General features: G+C 72.8%; 15 protein-coding genes. 9 read left to right on the top strand and 6 right to left on the bottom strand.

The genetic code is table 11. The annotated features are described in order from the left end of the window. The first annotated feature begins 142 nt into the window (after positions 1 to 142). Positions 143 to 1,738 carry a bifunctional 3'-5' exonuclease/DNA polymerase gene (locus ACWEVS_RS17120; protein ID WP_452552253.1) on the top strand — a complete coding sequence of 532 codons (1,596 nt, stop codon included), beginning with the start codon at positions 143 to 145 and terminating at the stop codon, positions 1,736 to 1,738. A 3-nt stretch (positions 1,739 to 1,741) separates the two neighbouring features. On the opposite strand, the gene ACWEVS_RS17115 is transcribed toward ACWEVS_RS17120, so the two are convergent. From ACWEVS_RS17115 to ACWEVS_RS17090, 6 genes are all read right to left on the bottom strand, one after another. Then, entirely contained in the window at positions 1,742 to 2,989 is a 1,248-nt protein-coding gene (locus tag ACWEVS_RS17115; RefSeq protein ID WP_449924196.1) for an MFS transporter, read from the bottom strand. A 180-nt stretch (positions 2,990 to 3,169) separates the two neighbouring features. Further along, on the bottom strand, positions 3,170 to 3,985 hold the full coding sequence (locus ACWEVS_RS17110; protein WP_452414138.1) for an MOSC domain-containing protein: 816 nt from the start codon (positions 3,983 to 3,985) through the stop codon (positions 3,170 to 3,172). Positions 3,986 to 4,206: 221 nt separating this feature from the next. Further along, entirely contained in the window at positions 4,207 to 6,855 is a 2,649-nt protein-coding gene (locus ACWEVS_RS17105; RefSeq protein WP_452552251.1) for a protein kinase domain-containing protein, read from the bottom strand. Between the two features lie 153 nt (positions 6,856 to 7,008). After that, a complete protein-coding gene (locus tag ACWEVS_RS17100) occupies positions 7,009 to 8,388 on the bottom strand; it encodes a DUF1116 domain-containing protein (RefSeq protein ID WP_449924187.1) in 1,380 nt (459 codons plus the stop codon). After that, positions 8,385 to 9,737: an FdrA family protein gene (locus tag ACWEVS_RS17095; RefSeq protein WP_452552249.1), complete on the bottom strand. Its 1,353-nt coding sequence runs from the start codon at positions 9,735 to 9,737 to the stop codon at positions 8,385 to 8,387. The genes ACWEVS_RS17100 and ACWEVS_RS17095 overlap by 4 nt, the downstream gene beginning before the upstream one ends. Next, positions 9,734 to 10,597, bottom strand: coding sequence for a DUF2877 domain-containing protein (locus tag ACWEVS_RS17090; RefSeq protein WP_452552247.1), 864 nt, complete (start codon positions 10,595 to 10,597; stop codon positions 9,734 to 9,736). Before ACWEVS_RS17090 ends, ACWEVS_RS17095 begins: the two co-directional genes overlap by 4 nt. A gap of 110 nt (positions 10,598 to 10,707) precedes the next feature. Between ACWEVS_RS17090 and ACWEVS_RS17085 the strand changes: the two genes are divergently transcribed. The 8 genes from ACWEVS_RS17085 to ACWEVS_RS17050 all read left to right on the top strand — a co-directional run bounded on the left by ACWEVS_RS17085 (position 10,708) and on the right by ACWEVS_RS17050 (position 20,202). Beyond that, positions 10,708 to 12,339, top strand: a complete 1,632-nt coding sequence (locus ACWEVS_RS17085) for a PucR family transcriptional regulator (RefSeq protein WP_452552245.1) — start codon at positions 10,708 to 10,710, stop codon at positions 12,337 to 12,339. Positions 12,340 to 12,349: 10 nt separating this feature from the next. Continuing rightward, positions 12,350 to 12,559, top strand: coding sequence for an RNA-binding S4 domain-containing protein (locus ACWEVS_RS17080; protein ID WP_354904251.1), 210 nt, complete (start codon positions 12,350 to 12,352; stop codon positions 12,557 to 12,559). Positions 12,560 to 12,640: 81 nt separating this feature from the next. Next, the gene (locus ACWEVS_RS17075) at positions 12,641 to 13,951 is read left to right on the top strand and encodes a uracil-xanthine permease family protein (RefSeq protein WP_354904248.1); all 1,311 of its coding nucleotides are present in this window, start codon (positions 12,641 to 12,643) and stop codon (positions 13,949 to 13,951) included. Between the two features lie 208 nt (positions 13,952 to 14,159). After that, the gene (locus tag ACWEVS_RS17070; RefSeq protein ID WP_452552243.1) at positions 14,160 to 15,512 is read left to right on the top strand and encodes a uracil-xanthine permease family protein; all 1,353 of its coding nucleotides are present in this window, start codon (positions 14,160 to 14,162) and stop codon (positions 15,510 to 15,512) included. Next, complete coding sequence (locus ACWEVS_RS17065) at positions 15,509 to 16,372, top strand: FAD binding domain-containing protein (protein WP_452552241.1); 864 nt, start codon at positions 15,509 to 15,511, stop codon at positions 16,370 to 16,372. Before ACWEVS_RS17070 ends, ACWEVS_RS17065 begins: the two co-directional genes overlap by 4 nt. Next, positions 16,362 to 16,844 carry a (2Fe-2S)-binding protein gene (locus tag ACWEVS_RS17060; RefSeq protein WP_449924168.1) on the top strand — a complete coding sequence of 161 codons (483 nt, stop codon included), beginning with the start codon at positions 16,362 to 16,364 and terminating at the stop codon, positions 16,842 to 16,844. Before ACWEVS_RS17065 ends, ACWEVS_RS17060 begins: the two co-directional genes overlap by 11 nt. Further along, the gene (gene cutA / locus ACWEVS_RS17055; RefSeq protein ID WP_449924165.1) at positions 16,841 to 19,195 is read left to right on the top strand and encodes an aerobic carbon-monoxide dehydrogenase large subunit; all 2,355 of its coding nucleotides are present in this window, start codon (positions 16,841 to 16,843) and stop codon (positions 19,193 to 19,195) included. The genes ACWEVS_RS17060 and cutA overlap by 4 nt, the downstream gene beginning before the upstream one ends. Beyond that, positions 19,192 to 20,202, top strand: coding sequence for a leucine-rich repeat domain-containing protein (locus tag ACWEVS_RS17050; protein WP_452552239.1), 1,011 nt, complete (start codon positions 19,192 to 19,194; stop codon positions 20,200 to 20,202). The genes cutA and ACWEVS_RS17050 overlap by 4 nt, the downstream gene beginning before the upstream one ends. Positions 20,203 to 20,253: the final 51 nt, after the last annotated feature.

The following is a 20,253-nucleotide window of genomic DNA, read 5'->3' as shown; positions in this document are numbered from 1 at the left end:
CCCCGTGACCCCGCTCTACGACCCCGCGACCCGGTGACCTTCTGCTACCCCGTGACCCCGACCTCCTGGCCTTGCGACCGAGACCTCGTGACCTCCTGGGAGGCGCGGGAGAACTGTCGGTACGGCCTGGCAGGCTGGAGGCGTGTACGTCGCCCTGACCCCTGACTCCTCGGGCGGCGGGACGCTGCGCCCGATCGAGGGCCGGGCCCGCCGCGTCGCCGACCTCGCCGCCGCCGTCGGCGAGCTGGAGCCGGGCCGCCCCCGCTGGGTCTGGGCCGACGCGCGGCAGGTCTACCCGGCGCTGCTGGCGGCGGGCGTGCGGGTGGCGCGCTGCCACGACCTGGCGCTGACCGAGGGGCTGCTGCTCGCCCACGAGGGCAGGTACGGCGAGCCGCGCTCGGCCGAGGCCGCCCACGCCAGGCTCCACGGGCTCCCGGTGCCCGACGACGGCGGCGGGCCCGCGGCCAGGCAGGACACCCTGTTCGAGCCGGAGCGGGCCGAGCTCGGCGCCGACGCGCTGGCCGAGGTGCTGCACGACCAGCTGGCCAGGATCGAGGCGCTGCCCGACCCCGGCCGCTTCCGGCTGCTGGTCGCCGCCGAGTCGGCAGGGGCGCTGGTCGCCGCCGAGCTCGGCCACGACGGCATGCCGTGGCGCAGAGACGTGCACGACGACCTGCTCACCGAACTGCTCGGCCCGCGGCCCGTCCACGGCATGCGGCCCGCCAAGCTGCAGGCGCTGGCCGACCAGGTGTCGGCCGCCTTCGGCCATCCGGTCAACCCCGACTCCGTGCAGCAGCTGGTCAAGGCGTTCAAGACGGCGGGCGTGGCGGTCAAGACCACCAGGTCGTGGGAGCTGAAGAAGATCGAGCATCCCGCCGTCGCGCCGCTGCTGGCCTACAAGGAGCTGGCCAGGCTCCACAGCTTCCACGGCTGGGCGTGGGCCGACCAGTGGGTGCGCGACGGGCGTTTCAGGGCCGAGTACGTCGTGGGCGGCGTGGTCTCCGGCCGCTGGGCCACCAGCGGCGGAGGGGCGTTGCAGATCCCCAAGGTGATGCGCAGGGTCGTGCTGGCCGACGAGGGGTGGGCGCTGATCGTGGCCGACGCCGCCCAGCTGGAGCCGCGGGTGCTGGCCGCCATGGCGGGCGACAGGGGCCTGGCCACCGCCGCCGGCGAGATCGACCTCTACTCCGCGCTGGCCAAGGCCTTCGGCGGCGAGCGCGACCACGCCAAGATCGCGATGCTGTCCGCCATGTACGGCGGCACCAGCGGCGACGCGCCCAAGCTGCTGGCCGTGATGCGGGAGCGCTTCCCGCTCGCCTACCGGTTCGTGGAGGACGCGGCCAAGGCGGGGGAGGAGGGCAAGCTCGTCAGGTCGTGGCTGGGCCGTACCAGCCCGCCGCCGTCCCAGCGGTGGAAGCAGCTCGTCTCGGGGCCCGACGGGGCGCGTGCGGCCCGCGACCGGGGGCGCTTCACCCGCAACTTCGTCGTCCAGGCCACGGCGGCCGAGTGGGCGCTGGCCCTGCTGGCGGTGCTGCGCGGGCTGCTGCCGGAGCCGGCCAGGCTGGTGTTCTTCCAGCACGACGAGGTGATGGTGCACTGCCCGCTCGACCAGGCCGAGCAGGTGAGCGCCGCCGTGGCCGCGGCCGCCGCCGAGGCGACACGGCTGCTGTTCGGGGCGACGCCGGTGCGCTTCCCGATGGAGACGGTGACCGTCTCCTGCTACGCCGACGCCAAGTGAGCGTCAGGCCGCGGGTGCCGCCTGACCCGGCCGTCCGCGCAGCACCAACCAGCCGCCCGTGATCGTGACCATGACGCCGACGACCAGACCGAGCACGCCGTACGACAGCGCCCCCACGATCGCGCCCGCGACGATCGTGCCGGTCGCGCCGCAGACGTTCATCAGCAGGTCCGACAGGCCCTGCACGGCGGGACGGCGTTCGATCGCCACCGACTCCGACAGCATGGCCGAGCCCGCCACCAGCCCGCACGACCAGCCCACCCCCAGCAGGACGAGCCCCACGGTGACCTGGCCGACGCCGTGCCGGCCCGCCGTACCGGCGAGTGCCGCCGCGGCCAGCAGCAGCGCCATGCCGAGCACCAGCACGGGCACCTTGCCCAGCCGGTCGGCGAGCCAGCCGACCACCGGCGACAGCATGAACATGCCCGCGATGTGCAGGCTGAGCACCAGCCCGATGACCTCCAGGTCGGCGCCCCCGTGGTCCAGGTGGACGGGCGTCATCGACATCACCGACACCATCGCGGTGTGGCTGACGGCGATCGCGAGCAGCGCCCTGCGCGCGGTGGGGGTGGCGCGCAGGGTGTCCCAGGCGTCCCTGATCGTCCTGGATCCCGCCATGGACGGTGTGTCGGTGCCGCTCAGCTGCCTGGCGAGCGTCAGCGGGTCGGGGCGCAGGCCCACCACGACGATCAGCAACGCCACGGCGAAGGAGAGCGCGGCGACCGCGAACGGCCCTGCCGCGGGCACCAGCCCCAGGTCCCTGCCGATCGAGTCGGCCGGCCCGGCCAGGTTGGGACCGGCCACCGAGCCGATGGTCGCGGCCCACACCACCAGCGACAGGTGCCGGGCGGCGTGCCCCTGCGGTGAAAGGTCGGTGGCCGAGTAGCGGGCGGCGAGGTTGCCCGCGCTGCCGCCGCCGACCAGGACCAGCCCCGCGAGCAGCAGCGGCCACGAGCCGACGGTGATCGCCAGCACCGAGATCAGGCACCCGGTCAGCGCCGCCAGGTACGCGAGGCCGAGCCCGGCCCTGCGCCCGCCCTTGCCCGACACCTTCGCCGCCGGAAGCGCCAGCAGCGCCGCGCCGAGGACGGTGGCCGTGCCGGCCAGTCCGCTGACCGCCTCGGAGCCCGACAGCCGGAAGACGACGAGCGAGCTGAGCGCCAGCCCGACGGCCACGCCGACGCCTCCGGTGATCTGGGCGGCGGAGAGCACGGCGAGGGTACGGCGCTGCACGCCCTGTACTGACGACACTGACGGTTTTGTCGGGCTGGTGGTCACCGGTGAAGTGTCGCATAACCTCCAACATCATCCCAAAGCGGACGATCTGGCGGGGCGGGGGGCCGGGACGCCCGGCCGCGGGCGGGGCGGGAGGTGGTCGGCCGCGGGTCGGCCGGGAGGTGACCGGGCAGTCCGGAGGCGGTCGGGAGGCGATCAGGAGGCGGTCACGGGGTCGCCGGCGCGGATCACGCCGGGACCGTCGGGGATGAGGTTGACCGCGAACAGCAGCTTCCTGTCGATCTTGCGATGCTTGCCGAGCGTGCGCAGCGGCTCCTTGCCTTTCTCCAGGGTGTCGGGGTCGATCGTGGTCAGGACGCACCTGGCGCACGGCTTGGTCACGCGGAAGTCCACCTCGCCGATGCGCACCCGCTTCCAGCCGTCCTCGACGAACGGCGCCTCGGCACCCGAGACGACCACGTTCGGCCGGAACCTGGTCATGGGCAACGGCGCGGGCGGCTCCTCGCCGCGTTCGACGGCCCCTTCGGCGATCCAGTCGTTCAGCTGGTCGAGGGAGGCGATCGAGGCCAGCAGCAACGGGTAGCCGTCGGCGAGGGAGACCCGGTCCTCGGGCGTGCCGTACTCGGGGTTCACCGGACGGCGGGTCGGATCGTCCAGCCACATGAGTCGCACAGGCCTGTCCACCAGGGCCGACAGCCACGCGGCCGCGTCGTCGCCGCAGTCGGTGAGCTTGACGCGGGTGCGCCACACCTGCGTGTCGCTCAGCTCGGCGGTGGGGGTCACCAGCAGCGGCGGGCGGTGGGGGCCGGTGAGCGTGAGGCGGCCGCCGGACAGTTCGGCCCTGCACGCCAGCAGCCTGGGCTCCTCCCTGGCGGTCAACATCCCTCCGTCGGGGGTGGCGACCATGTAGCGGCGGTCGTCCTTCAGACCCCATGGCTCCACCTCGGCCTCGGTGACATCGTGGCCTCGGGTGGACTTGACCGGATAGAAATGGATGCTCGCCAGCTTCATGGCGTGACGGTAGCGCACCGGCGGACGCGCCACGGTGCCCGCCCCTGCCGCTGCGCGGGTCGGGCAGCAGCAGGGGAGGCCCCGCTGTCTCCGGGCCCGGGAGCACGGGGCGCCGCCTGCCGGGACAGCGGCTCGGGGCCTGCTCACTCCGGGCCCCGCTGTCTTCGCGTCTGGGAACGCGGGGCGTCTGCCGGGACAGCAGCCCCGGGGGTGGGGGCGGGTCAGGAGGTGGGGCGGAAGGTGTCCAGGAAGATCCTGCGGGTCTGGGCCTGGTCGTCCCACTGCAGCTGCGGCATGGTGAAGGTGATCTTGAAGGCGTCCCTGTCGTCCAGCGTGACGTAGCGGGTCAGCGCCTGCATCGGCACCCCGTTGCCCTGCGTGTACTGGTACTCCCAGTCGGCCGCCTTCCACGAACGGTACTTCACCTGCTGCAGCTGGACCTGGATGTATCCGTCGACCCCGCCGTCGGCCTCCTCGCCGGTCAGCTCGGCCAGGCCGCCGTCCTCCTGTGGCGAGACCTGCTCGACGGCGATCTTCATGCCGGAGTCCTTGGGGCCGGTGAAGATCGCCTCCCCGCCCGACGCGGACAGCTTCCACGCCTCGGGTACGGCCGCGGTGAAGCCCTCGGGGGTGTGCTCCTTGAACCCGTCGGGAACGGCCACGGCCGCCATCGGCTGCTTGACCGGCTCGGAGGCGGCCGGGGTGGCATTGGCGACGCCAGGCTCGGACGGGGAGCCGCCCGAGGTGAGGAAGAAGACCGTGGCCGCGGTGACGCCGAGGGTGGCGACGACGGTGAGGATCAGGCGCGGGGTGGGACGCCCACCGCGCATCCACCCGCCGCCGTCGGTGCTCCTCCTGCGGCCGGTGGCCGGGCGGTCGCGGCGGTCGCGGGCGCCGGGGCGGGGCTTCTCATCCTGGGACAGCGGCCACGGGGCCTGGGTGGCCGAGTCGGGGCGCAGGCCGTCGGTCAGCGGCAGGATCGGCGGCGGCTCCGCGCCACCGCTCGCCGGAGCGGCCGACACCGGAAACCCGCCCGACCCCGAGTGCGGAAACCCCGCCGACCCCGAGTTCGGAGCCCCGCCCGACCCGGAGACCGCGAACCCGCCTGATCCTGGGGTGGGGAAGCCGCCTGATCCTGGGGTGGGGAAGCCGCCCGATTCTGAGGTGGGGAAGCCGCCTGATCCTGAGATGGGAAACCCACCTGAACCTGAGGTGGGGAAGCCGCCGGACGCCGATGCCTGATGCGCGCCCGAGCCCGGGGCGGGCGACGTGCCGGACCCCGACGGGGGCGGGGTGGGGTAGGGATCGGAGGAACCGCGCGGCACCTCATGGCCGCGGGGGTCCGACGAGCTCCGCGGCGCGTCGTACCCTCGCGATCCCGGCGCGCCGCCCAGGGAGTCGTACCGGTGCGGTCCTGAGGCACCTCCCAGGGAGTCGTACCTGTCCGACCCCGAGGGCCCGCCCAATGAGCTGTACCCGTGCGATCCTGCAGGTCCGCCCAACGCGTCGTAGCCGGGCGACCCCGCAGGTCCGCCCAGTGCGTCGTAGCCGGGTGACTCCGCAGGTCCGCCGAGCGCGTCGTACCCGGATGACCCCGCGGGGTGGCTCGGCGCGTCGTACCGGTGGGGGCCTGGCGCGCCGCCCTGCGTGTCGAACCGGTGCGGTCCCGAGGGGCCGCCCAGGGAGTCGTGGCCGCCCGGCGAGTCGTACGGTCCCTGACCGCCCGCCGCGTCGGAACCGCCCGTCGAATCGAAACCGCTCGTCGAGTCGTAACCGCTCATCGAGTCAAAACCACTCTTCACATCGGAACCACTGCTCGAACCGCCCGGCGGGCCGTCCACCGCCGGGTCGTAGGGAACCCGCACCGGCCCCGAGGGCGTCTCGACGATCCGCGAGGGCAACGGCCCCGACGGAGGGTCGAGCGGCGGCAGCAGGTGCGCGGGAGTCGAGTCCGACGGCGTCGGGATGGGCCCCGCCGATCGCGCGGCCCCGCCGCCGTGGCTGGCCAGGATCCGTTCGAGCAGGCCGGCGACCTGGGCCGCGTTCATCCGCTCGGCGGGGTTCTTGCGCAGCAGCCCCTCGATGACCGGCAGCATGGCCCCGGCCCGCTGCGGCTTGACCGGCTCGTGCGTCAGCACCGCGCCGAGCACGGCGATAGCGTCGGGCCCCTCGTACGGCGGCCGCCCCTCCACGGCCGCGTAGAGGGTGGCGCCGAAGGACCACAGGTCGGCCGCCTGCGTGATGGGCTGTCCCGACAGCCGTTCCGGCGGGACGTAGGCGGGCGAGCCCATGAGCAGGCCGGTCTGCGTGATGGACACGTCGCCTTCGATGGCCGCGATGCCGAAGTCGGTCAGCACGACCCGGTCGGCGGTGAGCAGGACGTTGCCGGGTTTGACGTCGCGGTGCAGGATCCCGGCCGCGTGCGCGTGCCGGAGCGCGTCGAGCACCCTGATGCCGATCTCGGCGGCCTGGACGACGGGCAGCGGGCCGCTCCGCCGTACGGCCTGCTCCAGCGACCACGCGCGGACCAGTTCCATCACGATCCACGGCCGGCCGTCCTCCTCGACCACGTCGTGGACGGTCACGATCCCGGGGTGGCCGAGCCGCGCGGCCGAGCGGGCCTCGCGCATCATGCGCCGGTGCGCCACCTGCTTGCCGGCCTGGTCGAGCCCGTAGGGAAGGATCAGCTCCTTCACCGCGACGGGCCGGTCGAGCAGCACGTCGTGCGCGTGCCACACCATGCCCATGCCGCCTCTGCCCACGGGTGACAGCAGCTTGTACCTGCGACCGATGAGACGACCCCGGCTCTCGGCGCCCCCCGGCGCACCAGGTCCCTCGGCAGGGACCTTTCCGAGCAAGCGGTCAGACATCTCCCGCCCCCTACCTATTTCCCCTACGCCGAATTGCGAGGTTCGCCACCATATCGGCATGCGATTAGTAAACGGAAGTCGACACGCGATCAACGTAATCAAACGGTCGGCAATGGGCGGGTGACCAGCGAGAATACGGAAACTGCTAATTGATCACTTATCGAATGCGAGTGCGTTGAGCGCGGCAATGAAGGCTTCGGCGGGCGGGCTCACCAGCCCCGCGCCGACCTGTCCCGTTCCCGCGACCTTGCCGGCGATACCGGTGTTGACGACGGGCAGCAGCCCGGTCCTGGCCACCAGGACCACGTCGATGCCGACGGGCGTGCCGCGGAAGCCGAGCCCGGGGATCTGGTAGGCGGGATGCTCGGCGAGCGTGATCTCGTACATCGAGCGGGTGGCCGTGATCGCGTCGCCCACCTCGCCGCCGACGAACCTGACGATGGCGGGCGCCGCGGCCATGGCGAAGCCGCCCAGGCCCGAGGTCTCGGTGATCGTCGAGTCGCCGATGTCGGGGTTGGCGTCGTCGGGACCGTACGCGCCGAGGTAGAGGCCGTCGGGGACGCCCGCGGGCCCGGTGAACCAGCGGTCGCCCAGCCCGGAGACCTGCACGCCGAAGTCGGTGCCGTTGCGGGCCATGGCCACCACCAGCGACGAGCCGGGCACGCCGCGGGCGGCGTCGGTGCTGACCTTGCCGGCGGCCATGGCCGGGTTGAGGAAGAAGTGGTCGTTGCCGGCGGCGAAGCGCAGCACCTCGGCGGCGCGCGCGGGGGCCGCCTCGACCAGCGCGGGCGCCAGCTCGCGCAGGAACAGCGAGGTGGCGGCGCGGTTGCGGTTGTGCAGCTCGTCGCCCATCTGCAGCGCCTGCGCGATCATCGCGCGCAGGTCGACGGGGCCGCTGATCCGCAGCGCGTCGCGCAGGGCGGGGCCGAGCACCTCGCCCATCCAGCGCAGCCGGTCGAGCACCTCGGGGCCGTAGGCGCCGTAGCGGAGCACCTTGCCCAGGCCCTCGTTGAGGGAGCAGTAGGCGGTGCCGCCGTGCTCGGCGTCACGCACCTCGAACAGCCACATCGACGGGCTGACCACGCCCGCCATCGGGCCGACCGTGCGGTGGTGGTGGCAGGAGTCGAGGGTGACCTCGCCGGCCGCGAGGCTGCGCTCGGCCTCCTCGACCGTGGCGGCCAGGCCCTCCAGGAGCATCGCGCCGATCAGCGCGCCGCGCAGCGGGCCCGAGGCGCGCTCCCAGGTGATGGGCGGCCCCGCGTGCAGGAAGGTCCCGCGGGGCAGGCCCAGCGCGTCGGCGGCCGGCCGTACGTCGACCAGCTGGGGGCGGGCGCTCAGCAGGCGGGCGACGGCCGCCTCGTTGGCGGCGGCCCTGCGCGGGTCGGCCAGCACCCTGGCCAGCGCGTCGGCGGTGCCGGGCAGCGGCGGCCGCCAGTCGACGGCGGTCCTGGGCACGGCCTGGGCGTCCAGCGCCTGGCCGAGCAGGTCGGCGCCGACGGTGACGACGTGCGGATCGACGGGCAGCAGGCTCACGTGTCGCTCCCTGCGGCGTGCCGGGCGGCGTGGGCGTTGGAGGTGAAGACCGACGCGCCCGCCTCGTGCAGCGCGGCGGCCTGGCGGAGCAGCCCCTGCGGGTCGTTCTCGGTGCCGACCAGGGCGACCACCACCTGGACGCCCCTGCCCACCGCGGCCTCGATCGCCGGGGCGAGCCGCAGCGCCGGGTCGGGGTCGGCGCCGTGGCCGAGCACCACGTCCATCAGCGCCACCTCACCGGGTCGCACCTTGGCGAGGGCTTCCAGCCTGAGCGTCGGGTCGATCATCGGGTGCGCCCTGCCCCGCGTGAAGACGTCGTCGCCGTAGTCGACGAAGCCGCCGGGCGTGATCAGCGACGCCTCGGTGCACAGCGTGCCGCCGGAGTACAGGCCCCTCACCGGGCCGCGCGCGACCGGTCTGCTCCAGGACGGCCAGGCGGGCGGCGTGCGGCCGAGCGCCTCCAGCGCGCTCTCCGCGGCCGAGGTGAGGTCGCCGCCCGAGGTGCCCAGCAGCGCCTGGACGACGGGCGTGCGCAGCTTCTCCACGACCTCCTGGACGGCCCGCGCCACCTCGGGCGCGGGCGGCTTGGAGATGAGCACGATCAGCTCGGTGGCCGGATCGTCGTCCAGCCGGCGCAGCGCCCGCATCGCCGACAGTCCGCCCACCTGGGCCGACAGGTCCCGGCTGCCCACCCCGAGCACGTGGCTGACGCCCACGCTCGCCAGATCGAGCAGGGAGGTCACCTGCTGGGCCCCGGTGCCGGAGGCGGCCACGACGCCGACGGGCCCTGGGCGCAGCACGTTGGCGAATCCGAGCCCCGCCCCGCCGATCACCGCGGTGCCGCAGTCGGGACCCATGACCAGCCCGCCGCGCTCCTCGGCCAGCCGCTTGAGCAGCACCTCCTGCTCCGCCGGCACGTTGTCGCTGAAGATCATCACCGGCACGCCGGCCTCGACGGCGTCGAGCGCCTCGGCGAAGGCGTGCTCGCCCGGCACCGAGACCAGCACGAGGTCGGCCGCGCTTGCCCTGATCGCCGAGCGGGTCGTGCGCGGCGGGACGTCGGAGGCGTGGGCGGGCAAGCGGCCCGACAGCTCCGTCAGCAGGCGGTCGAGCTCGCCTGACGCGGCCGCCACGTCCTGGGCCCTGATCGCCACCAGCAGCTCGGCCGCGGCCGGCGCGGCGGCGGGAACCTCGAAGCCCAGCTCCCTGGCCAGGTCGAGGTTGAGGGGTGTGGCCATCGCGATGACGGCCACGTCCACGCCCGGCATGGCCGACAGCGACTGGCTGACCCGCATCAGGCTCACCGAGTCGTGGTAGACGCCGGCGACCAGTTTCACCAGGGTGTTCATGGGGCCGCTCCGAGGGCCAGCACCGCGTCCAGACCGATGCGCACGCCCTGGGCCAGATCGGCGCCCGAGGTGTGGCCCAGGCGCAGCAGCCGCCTCAGCGCGGGCTCGAGCGGCTGCAGGCCGGCGATGCCGCGAAGGACGCCCGTCACCTCGGGGCTGGCCTCGCCTCTGGCGGCGCAGTGCAGGAGGGTCGCCGAGATCGGCGTGGTACGGGTGCCGGCGTCGAAGGTGACGGCGGCGGCCAGCCAGTCGGCCAGCCACACCGCCCGCCCGACCCGCGCGGCCGCGCCCAGGTGGCGCAGCGCCACCAGCAGGCCGGCCAGCACGTCGTCGCCGCTCGGCGTGAGGCCGGGGCCGAGCCCCACCAGCTGCTCGGCCGCGGTGACCGCGCGCACCAGCGACGCCTGCGCGCAGCCGGCCGCCAGCTGGGAGATGGCGGCGTTGCCCTCCAGCCCGGGTCTTCTGGCCGTCTGCGGCGACATCGCGGGTACGGCCCCGGCCAGCCGTCCGAGCTCCACGGGCGGCAGCGGAGGCGCCGGATCCCACCAGCGCCGCGCCTTCACCCGGTAGCGGCCGACCTCGATGACCCCGTCACCCACGACCGCCTCGTCGCCCACGCTCACCCGGGGCAGCTCGCCGGCCAGCACCACCGCGTTCGGCAGCCTGGTCGCCTCGCCGGTCACCATCGCGATCACCGAGGGCTCCAGCTGGGTCCGCACCTCCAGGTACACCCCCACCGGCACCGTCGCCAGCACGCGGGCGGGCATCCTGGCCGACTCCAGCACAGGGCGCACGGCCGCGCTGGCCGCCCCGGTGAGGTGGATGCGCGGCTGGACCCGTCTCTGCGTGCCGAGCGTCATGGACCCGACGGTAGAGCGGCCCCCCACACCTCCGTACGGAGAAATGTGCCAACACTCCATCAAAAGGTTGGCTCTTCCTGACACACAGGGTCATCGGTAACAATCGCCTCATGGAGCCACCTGTCCGCCTGGCCAGCACCGGAACGATCATCCACGGCGTTTCGGTGGGCGAGGTGCTGGGCGTCTCCACGCTGGCGAAGGCCAGACTGATCGCGGGGAAGGCGGGCCTCGACCGGATCGTCCAGCGGCTCAACGTGATGGAGGTCCCCGACGTCCTGGCCTGGGTCAAGCCGCACGAGTTGCTGCTCACCACCGGCTACCCGCTGCGCAACACCCCCCAGTCGCTCGACCGCCTGGTCGCCGACCTCGACGAGCGCGGCCTGGCCGCGCTGGCCATCAAGCTCGGCCGCTACCTGGACGAGCTGCCCGACGAGATGGTCGCCCAGGCCGACAGGCTCGGCTTCCCGCTGATCCTGCTGCCCAACGACGTCGGCTTCGACGACATCCTCAACCAGGTGCTCACCGACATCCTCAACCGGCAGGCGGCCGTGCTCGTCCGCGCGGAGGAGGCGCACCGGGCGCTGGTGCAGGTGGTGCTGGCCGGCGGCGGCCTCGGCGAGGTCACCGCCGAGGTCGCGGGGCTGCTGGACGTGGCCGTGGTCGCCGTCGACTGCGCGGGCAGGCTGCTGGCCGCCGCGGGGCCGCCCGAGCACGTGGCGGCCCTGCGCCGGCTGTCCGACCCCGCGGGCCGTACCGGGGACGATCCGGCGGGCCGTGCCAGGGGCGCCGATCTCGCGGGCCGTAGCGGCCACTACGCCTCCGTCCCTGTCGTGGCGGGCGGCCACCACCACGGCAGGATCCTCGCCCACAGCCCCGCGGGCATGATCCGCGACAGCGACATCGGCATCCTGGAACGTGCCGCCACCGTCGCCGCGCTCGTCATCACCCGGCAGGACGCGGTCAACGCGGTCGAGAGCAAGTACCGCGCCGACTTCCTTCGCGACGTCCTGACCGGCAGGGCGGGCTCGGCCGAGCGGATCGCCAACCGGTCGCGCGCCTTCGGCTGGGACCTCGAACGCCCCGTGACCGTCCTGGTCGCCGAGCTCGACCCGGAAGGCGACGAGCGCACCGCGCAGGACCGCCTGGTCACCTCGTGGACCTCCGCCATGCGCCGGCACGACCCGAACGGCGCGGTCGCCGGCTTCTCCCACGAGGTGGTCGCCGTCGTCGACGCCGCCGTGGACAGCGCGCGGGTGGCCAGGGACGCGGCCACGTCCTTCGCCGACGCCATCTCCGCCGGGACCTTCTCCACCGGCACCAGCCGTACCTGCCCAGGCGCCGACAGCCTGCCCGAGGCCTACAGCCAGGCGCTGAAGGCGGCCAGGGTCGGCCGCCAGCTGCACGGCCCCGGCGCGATCGCGCACTTCGACCAGCTCGGCGTCTACCGGCTGCTGTCGCTGGTCAACGACACCGCCGAGCTGCACGCCTTCGTGCGCGAGACGCTCGGAGCGCTGGCCACCGACGACGACAGCGACAACGCCGACCTGCGCAGGACGCTGCAGGTGCTGCTGGAGACGAACCTGAACGTCGCCGAGACGGCCAGGCGGCTGCACTTCCACTACAACACGCTGCGCTACCGCATCGGCAAGCTCGAACGGCTCCTCGGCAACTTCACCGAGGACCCCCACCTGCGCCTCAACCTGACCCTGGCCCTGCACGTGCTGCGCATGCGGGGCATCTAGGCTGGGGTGCGTGGATCTGGACTTCGAGCTCAACTCCGACTACATCCCGCTGTGCGACCTGCTGAAGTACTGCGGCGTCACCGAGACCGGCGGGATGGCCAAGCACCTGATCGCCGAGGGCATGGTGCTGGTCGACGGGGAGGTGGAGCTCCGCAAGACCTGCAAGATCAGGCCCGGTCAGGTGGTCAGCGGCGAGGGGTTCAGCATCCACGTCGCCTGATGACCGCCCGGCTTCCCACTGCCTCTAAGGTTCTCTCCGACATCACGTAGGAGACGTAACCGCAGGTTGGGAAGTGGTCCGATGGCATTGGGATGGAAGCTGCACGGCGAGGGGAAGGCGCCGGCGGCCGGTGAGGTGGTCAGGCCGGGCGAGCGTCTGACGTGGCCGCGCATGGTGGGGTTCGGCGCGCAGCACGTGATCGCGATGTTCGGCGCGACGTTCGTGTTCCCGCTGGTCATGGGCCTGGACGCGAACCTCGCCGTCATGATGTCGGGGGTCGCGACGATCCTCTTCCTGCTGATCGTGAAGGGGAGGATCCCGAGCTACGTCGGCTCGAGCGCGTCGTTCGTCGGCGCGGTGGTGGCCATCAGGGCCGCCGGCGGCGGCGACGGCACCGTGACCGGCGCGCTGCTGGCCGTCGGCGTGGTGCTCGGGCTGGCGGGCCTGGCGATCCACCTGCTGGGCGTGCGGATCATCAACAGGGTCTTCCCCCCGGTCGTCACCGGCGGGGTGGTCATGCTGATCGGGTTCGGCATGGCCTACGTGGCGGCCGACGTCTACTGGCCGCAGGACCCGTGGGTGGCCCTCATCACGATGATCGCCACGTTCGTGTTCGTCGGCGTCCTGCGCGGCTTCCTCGGCCGGATCGGCGTGCTGCTCGGGCTGGTCTTCGGGTTCGTCCTGTCCTGGGTGTGGGACCGCGTGGGCGGGCCGATCACCTCGCCAGGCGGCGACGGGAAGGTCACCGAGCACTTCAGGGTGAGCTTCGACCAGGTCGCCGCGGCCGACTGGATCGGGCTGCCGACGCTGCACGGCCCCGTGTTCGAGGTGTCGGCGATCGTGCTGGTGCTGCCGGTGGTCATCGCGCTGATCGCCGAGAACGTCGGCCACGTCAAGGCGGTCGGCGAGATGACCGGCACCGACGTCGACCCCTACCTGGGGCGGGCGGTCATGGCCGACGGCGTCGGCACGGTGGTCTCGACCGCGGTCGGCGGCCCGGCCACCACCACCTACGCGGAGAACATCGGCGTCATGGCGGCGACCAGGGTCTACTCCACGGCCGCCTACTACGTCGCGGCGGTGATCGCGATCCTGTTCGGGCTGTGCCCGAAGTTCGGCGCGCTGGTCGCCGCCACGCCCGGCGGCGTGCTCGGCGGCGTGACGACCATCCTGTACGGCATGATCGGCCTGCTCGGCGCCAAGATCTGGATCGAGAACAAGGTCGACCTCGACGACCCGGTCAACCTGGTGCCGGTCGGCGCCGGCGTCATCTGCGCGATCGGGCCCGTGGCCTTCCCCGTGACCGGCACCTTCGCCCTCAGCGGCATCGCCCTCGGCACCGTCGTCGTGCTGGCCGGCTACCACGCGCTGCGCGCCGTCAACAGGAACTGACCGCCCTGGTCGGGGGTGGGGGTCTGTGCCGCGGGGTACGGCGTGCGGTAGCGGTCGGTCGCCGGCGGCGCATGACCCGGCTTGCCGTACGAGATCCGGAACGTTGGCAGATCATGCCGGTGAACGCCCGCCGGAGACGTCCTAATGTGCCCGCAACGGCCTGCGGGGCGGCCACCGAACCGATGGAGCGCGAAACAGAGGGGCTCTCATGGTTTTGGGTTGGACCAAACACGGAGACGGCAAGCATCTGGGCCCCGGAGAGGTCGTCAAGCCTGACGAGCGCCTCTCCTGGCCCCGCATGGTGGGGTTCGGCGCGCAGCACGTGATCGCGATGTTCGGCGCGACGTTCGTGTTCCCGCTGGTCATGGGCCTCGACCCGAACGTCGCGATCATGATGTCCGGCGTCGCGACGATCCTCTTCCTGCTGATCGTCAAGGGGAAGATCCCCAGCTACCTCGGCACCAGCGCCTCCTTCGTCGGCGGCGTGCTGGCCATCAGGGCGGCCTTCGGCGGCGACACGCCGGCCGTCGACGCCATCGTGACCGGCGCCATCCTCGTCGCCGGGTTCGTGCTGTTCCTCGCGGGCGTGGCGATCCACGTGCTGGGCGTGGAGATCATCCACAAGATCTTCCCGCCGGTGGTCACCGGCGCGGTGGTCATGCTGATCGGCTTCGGGCTGGCGTTCGTCGTCGCCGACGTCTACTGGCCGCAGGACCAGTGGATCGCGATGATCACGATGGTGATCACCTTCGTGGTGATCGTCGCCTTCAAGGGGTTCATCGGCCGCATCGGCATCCTCATCGGGCTGATCGCGGGGTTCGCGCTGTCCTGGGCGGCCGACCGGATCTTCGGCGACATCACCGCCTTCAACGCCGCCACCAGCAAGATCGACACCCATCCCCGGCTCAACCTGAGCGCCATCGCCGACGCCCCCTGGATCGGGCTGCCCAACATGCACCTGCCCGACATCAGGTTCTCGGCCTCCCTGCTGGTGCTGCCCGCGGTGATCGCGCTGATCGCCGAGAACATCGGCCACGTCAAGGCGGTCGGCCAGATGACCGGCGCCGACGTCGACCCCTACATGGGCCGCGCGGTCGCCGCCGACGGCATCGGCACGATGGTCACCAGCGCGGTCGGCGGCTCGCCCACCACCACCTACGCCGAGAACATCGGCGTCATGGCCGCCACCCGCGTCTACTCCACCGCCGCCTACTACATCGCCGGCATCATCGCCATCCTGTTCGGGCTGTGCCCGAAGTTCGGCGCGCTGGTGGCCGCCACGCCGGGCGGCGTGCTGGGCGGCGTCACCGTGATCCTCTACGGCATGATCGGTCTTCTCGGCGCCAAGATCTGGGTCGAGAACAGGGTCGACTTCTCCGACCCCGTCAACATGGTCCCCATCGGGGCGGGCATCATCATGGCGATCGGACCGGTCAAACACATGATCACCAGCGACTTCACCCTGGAGGGCATCGCGCTCGGCACCATCGTGGTGGTGGGCGGCTACCACCTGCTGCGCGTGATAGCGGGCCGGACACCGACGAGGGAGCACACCGGGTGAAGCCGGCCCCGTTCGTCTACCACGCCCCACGCGACCTCGACGAGGCCATGGCGGTCCTGGCCGAGGCGGGGGCGCACGGCAAGGTGCTGGCCGGGGGCCAGAGCCTGATCCCGCTGCTCAACATGCGCCTGGCCGCGCCCGAGCAGCTGGTCGACATCAACCGCGTCGCCGCCCTCGAACCCTTCGGGATCGAGGGGGCGGGCGTGCGCGTCGGCGCGCTTGCCCGCCATTCCCAGGTCGAGCGCTCGGCCGAGGTCGCGCGGGCGCAGCCGCTGCTGCGCCAGGCGCTCAAGCTGGTCGCGCACCCGGTGATCCGCAACCGCGGCACCGTCGTCGGCAGCCTGGTGCACGCCGACCCCGCCGCCGAGCTGCCCGCCGTCCTGGCGCTGCTCGAGGGCACGGTACGGCTGGCCCGCGTCGACGCCGTACGCGACGTGCCGGCGAGCGAGTTCTTCACCGGGCCGCTCGAATCGGCCCTCGAAGCGGGCGAGCTGGCCGTCTCGGCCTACTTCCCCGCGCTGCCCGAACGGGCCGGCACGGCCTTCGTCGAGGTGGCCAGGCGGCACGGCGACTACGCGCTGGCCGGCGTCGCCGCCTTCGTCCGGCTCGACGACGACCTGCGGGTGGCCACCGCGAAGGTCGCCTGCGTCGGCGTCGGGCCCGTCCCGATGGTGGCCGACGTGAGCGAGGAGTGCGAGCACCGTCCCGCCTCGACCGTCGACTGGGCGGGCGTGGCGCGTGCCGTACAGGACGGGACCGAACCGGAGGCGGACATCCACGCGACCGCCGAGTACCGCAGGCACCTGGTCGGGGTGCTGGCCGTGCGGGCACTGACGGAGGCGGCGAGAAATGCGGCATGACATCACGCTGGTCGTCAACGGCGTCACCCGGCGGGTCAGCGTGCCCGCGCGCCGCCTGCTGTCCGACTGCCTGCGCCACGACCTCGGGCTGACCGGCACCCACGTGGGCTGCGAGCACGGGGTGTGCGGCTGCTGCACGGTGCTGCTCGACGGCGAGCCGGTGCGCTCGTGCCTGACCTTCGCGGTCACCGTCGACGGCAGGCGGATCACCACCGTCGAGGGCCTGGCCGGGCCCGACGGGCTGTCGCCCGTGCAGCGCGCCTTCGCCGAGTGCCACGGGCTGCAGTGCGGCTTCTGCACCCCGGGGTTCCTCTGCACGGTCACCGCGCTGCTGGAGGAGAACCCTTCGCCCACCGACGAGGAGATCGTGGACGGGATCTCCGGGAACCTGTGCAGGTGCACCGGCTACCAGAACATCGTCAAGTCCGTCCACCGGGCGGCCGAGCTGATCGCGGAGGAGGAGAGCAGATGACGACGCGGCTGTTCGGAGAGCGGATCCAGCGCAAGGAGGACCCCCGCCTGCTGACCGGGCAGGGCCGCTTCCTCGACGACCTGGGCCGCGACGCCCTGGCCGTCGCCTTCGTCCGCTCCCCGCACGCGCACGCCCGCATCCTCGACATCGACGTCTCCGGCGCGCTCGACGTCGAGGGCCTGGTCGCCGTCTACACCTGGGAGGACCTGCCGGGCCGCGTCGCCGAGCCGCTGCCGCTGCTCATCCCGCACCCCGCGCTCACCCACGGCCGCACCGCCTACCCGCTGGCCAAGGAGTTCGTCCGGCACGTCGGCGAGCCCGTCGTCATGGTCGTCGCCGAGGACCGCTACCTGGCCGAGGACGCCTGCGCCCGCATCCACGTCCACTACGAGCTGCTCAAGCCGGTCGTCGGCATCGAGGAGGCGGCCCAGGGCGCCGCCCTCGTCCACGACGACGTGCCCGGCAACATCGGCGCGCACCTCGTGCAGGAGGTGCCCTCCAGGGAGGGGAGGAGCGCCCGCGAGGCGATCGAGGCCGCGCCGCACGCCCTCGCCTTCCGGCTCGACATCGAGCGCAGTGCCAGCATCCCGCTGGAGGGCCGCGGCGTCCACGCCCGCTGGGACGGCACCGACCTGCGCGTCCACTCCTCCACCCAGACCTCCACCAGCGTGCGGATGGCGATCGCCGCCAAGCTCGGCCTGCCCCTGCCGCACGTCGAGGTGATCGCGCCCGACGTCGGCGGCGGCTTCGGCGTGAAGATCGTGCACCCGTGGCCCGAGGAGATCCTGGTGCCCTGGGCGGCGATGCTGCTGGGCCGCGAGCTGAAGTGGACCGAGGACCGGCGCGAGCACTTCATCTCCTCGGCGCACGAGCGCGGCCAGGTCCAGCACGTGCGGGTCGGCTTCGACGACGAGGGCCGGGTGCTCGGCCTGGACGTGACGATCCTGCACGACCACGGCGCCTACACGCCGTACGGGATCATCGTGCCGATCATCACCTCGACGCAGCTGCTCGGCCCCTACAAGATCGGCGCCTACCGGGTCGCGTTCAGCTCGATCTACACCAACACCGTGCAGGTCACGCCGTACCGGGGCGCGGGCCGCCCGCAGGGCGTGTTCTGCATGGAGCGGACGATGGACAAGATCGCCCAGTACCTCGGCAAGGACCGCACCGAGGTGCGCTCGGCCAACTTCATCCAGCCCGAGGACTTCCCCTACGACCAGGGCATGATCTTCCAGGACGGCCGGCCGCTGATCTACGACAGCGGCGACTACCCCGCCATGCTCGCCATGCTGAAGCGGCTCATCGGCTGGGACGACTTCGAGAGGCGGCCGGGCCTCGGCATCGGCGTCGGCTGCTACGTCGAAGGCACCGGCGTCGGGCCGTACGAAGGTGGCCATGTCCAGGTCACCTCCGACGGGCGCGTGCACGTCTCGACCGGCCTCACCTCGCAGGGGCAGGGCCACGAGACGGTGTTCGCGCAGATCGCCGCCACCGAGCTCGGCGTGCCGATCGAGCGGGTGTCCGTGGTCACCGGCGACACCCGCAGGTTCGGGTACGCCGTGGGCACCTTCGCCTCCCGGGCGGCCGTCATGAGCGGCAACGCCATCGCCCTGGCCTGCCGGAAGGTGCGCGAGAAGGCGCTGCGCATCGCGGCCGACGCGCTGGAGGCCGACCCGCGCGACCTGGAGATCACCGACGGCGTCGTCCACGTCGTGGGCGCCCCGACGGCCGCCATCCCGCTGTCGACGGTGGCGGTGCTGTCCAACCCGCTGCGCTACTCCTTCGACGCCGAGACCGCCAAGGCGACGCAGTTCTCCGGCACCGGCTCCTTCGACAAGCCGCCCGTCGCCGAGGGCGACGAGCCGGGGCTGGAGGGCCGCGACTACTACTCGCCGCTGCGCTCCACCTTCGCCGCCGGCATGCACGCCGCGATCGTCGAGACCGACAAGGACACCGCCGAGATCCGCATCCTGCGCTACGCCGTCGTCCACGACTGCGGCAGGCTCATCAACCCGATGATCGTCGAGGGCCAGATCCACGGCGGCGTCGCCCAGGGCGTGGGCGGCGCGCTGTACGAGCGGATGGTCTACGACTCGCACGGCCAGCTGCTCAACGCCTCCTTCATGGACTTCCTCATGCCGTACGCCACGGAGATCCCGCGCATCGAGACCGACCATCTCGAGACGCCCTCCCCGCTCAACCCGCTGGGCATCAAGGGCGCAGGCGAGGCAGGTGTCATCCCGGTGGCCGCGGTGATCGCCAGTGCGGTCGAGGACGCCGAAGGACTGGCCGTCGACCGGATGCCGATATCGCCGTCGGAGCTGTTCCATCTAAGATCCGGCGGGTGAGCGAACTACGAGCACCCGCGGCGGGCCTGACCGAGCTGCCCGCCGTGCCCGCCGATGTCCGGCTGATCGACCTGGCCTGGAACGCGCTGACCGAGCTGCCCGCCCGGGTGGGCGAGCTGGCACTGCTGGAGGAGCTGCGGCTCGACGGCAACCGGCTCGCCTCGCTGCCCGCGCTGCCGTCCTCGCTCAGGGCGCTGCACGTCGACGGCAACCGGCTGACCCGGCTGCCCGCGTGCCCGCCGGCGCTGGAGACCCTGTTCGTGTACGGCAACGCCCTGACGAGCCTGCCCGCCGAGCTCGGCCCGCTCAGACACCTGGCGGCCGGCGGCAACCGGCTGACGGAGGTGCCCGCCGCGGTGTGGCGCCTGGAGCGTCTCGAATCACTCAACCTCGCCGAGAACCGGCTCACCCGCCTGCCGGAGGCGATCGGCGGCCTGAGTCGCCTCCGGATGCTGGACCTGGCCCACAACGAGCTGCGCGAGATCCCGCCGGCCATCGGCGAGCTCGACCTGACCGACTACCTCTACCTCGGCGACAACGCCTTCACCTCGGTGCCCGAGACGCTGGGCAAGCTGACCCGCCTGGCCTACCTCAACCTGGCCGACAACGCCATCGCCGAGCTTCCTGACACGATCGGCGGGATGGCGGCGCTCAAGGAGCTGCGGCTGTCAGGCAACAGGCTGGCCACGCTGCCCGGGACGGTCGGCGGCCTGGGCGAGCTGCGCGAGCTGCACCTGCGGGGCAACCGGCTGACCCGGCTGCCCGCGCTGCCGGCCGGGCTGCGCCTGCTCGACCTGCGCGACAACCATCTCCCCGAGATCCCCTTCCTCGGGAACCTGGCCGCGCTGACGCACCTCGACCTGCGCAACAACCGGCTGCGCGCGGTGCCGTCCTGGCTGGGCGAGCTGCCCGTGCTGGAGAAGCTGGACCTGCGGTGGAACAAGCTCGACGGCGGCACCGCCGTCCTGCGCGACCTGCGGGCGCGCGGCTGCGTCGTGCTGCGCTGAACGGCGCGGGCCGAGGGGTCGGCGGCGACCCGCACCTGAAGGACCACCGCG

The organism is Nonomuraea sp. NPDC003754 (assembly GCF_053605785.1).
Note: the sequence above shows the minus strand (reverse complement) of the source record. Positions and strands in the feature narration are given on the sequence as shown.

Coding starts and splice junctions, on each gene's coding strand:
- ACWEVS_RS17110 (WP_452414138.1), bottom strand. CDS start 3,985: ATGAAGCTGGCGAGCATCCATTTCTATCCGGTCAAGTCCACCCGAGGC.
- ACWEVS_RS17105 (WP_452552251.1), bottom strand. CDS start 6,855: ATGTCTGACCGCTTGCTCGGAAAGGTCCCTGCCGAGGGACCTGGTGCG.
- ACWEVS_RS17095 (WP_452552249.1), bottom strand. CDS start 9,737: ATGAACACCCTGGTGAAACTGGTCGCCGGCGTCTACCACGACTCGGTG.
- ACWEVS_RS17090 (WP_452552247.1), bottom strand. CDS start 10,597: ATGACGCTCGGCACGCAGAGACGGGTCCAGCCGCGCATCCACCTCACC.
- ACWEVS_RS17085 (WP_452552245.1), top strand. CDS start 10,708: ATGGAGCCACCTGTCCGCCTGGCCAGCACCGGAACGATCATCCACGGC.
- ACWEVS_RS17075 (WP_354904248.1), top strand. CDS start 12,641: ATGGCATTGGGATGGAAGCTGCACGGCGAGGGGAAGGCGCCGGCGGCC.
- ACWEVS_RS17070 (WP_452552243.1), top strand. CDS start 14,160: ATGGTTTTGGGTTGGACCAAACACGGAGACGGCAAGCATCTGGGCCCC.
- ACWEVS_RS17060 (WP_449924168.1), top strand. CDS start 16,362: ATGCGGCATGACATCACGCTGGTCGTCAACGGCGTCACCCGGCGGGTC.
- cutA (WP_449924165.1), top strand. CDS start 16,841: ATGACGACGCGGCTGTTCGGAGAGCGGATCCAGCGCAAGGAGGACCCC.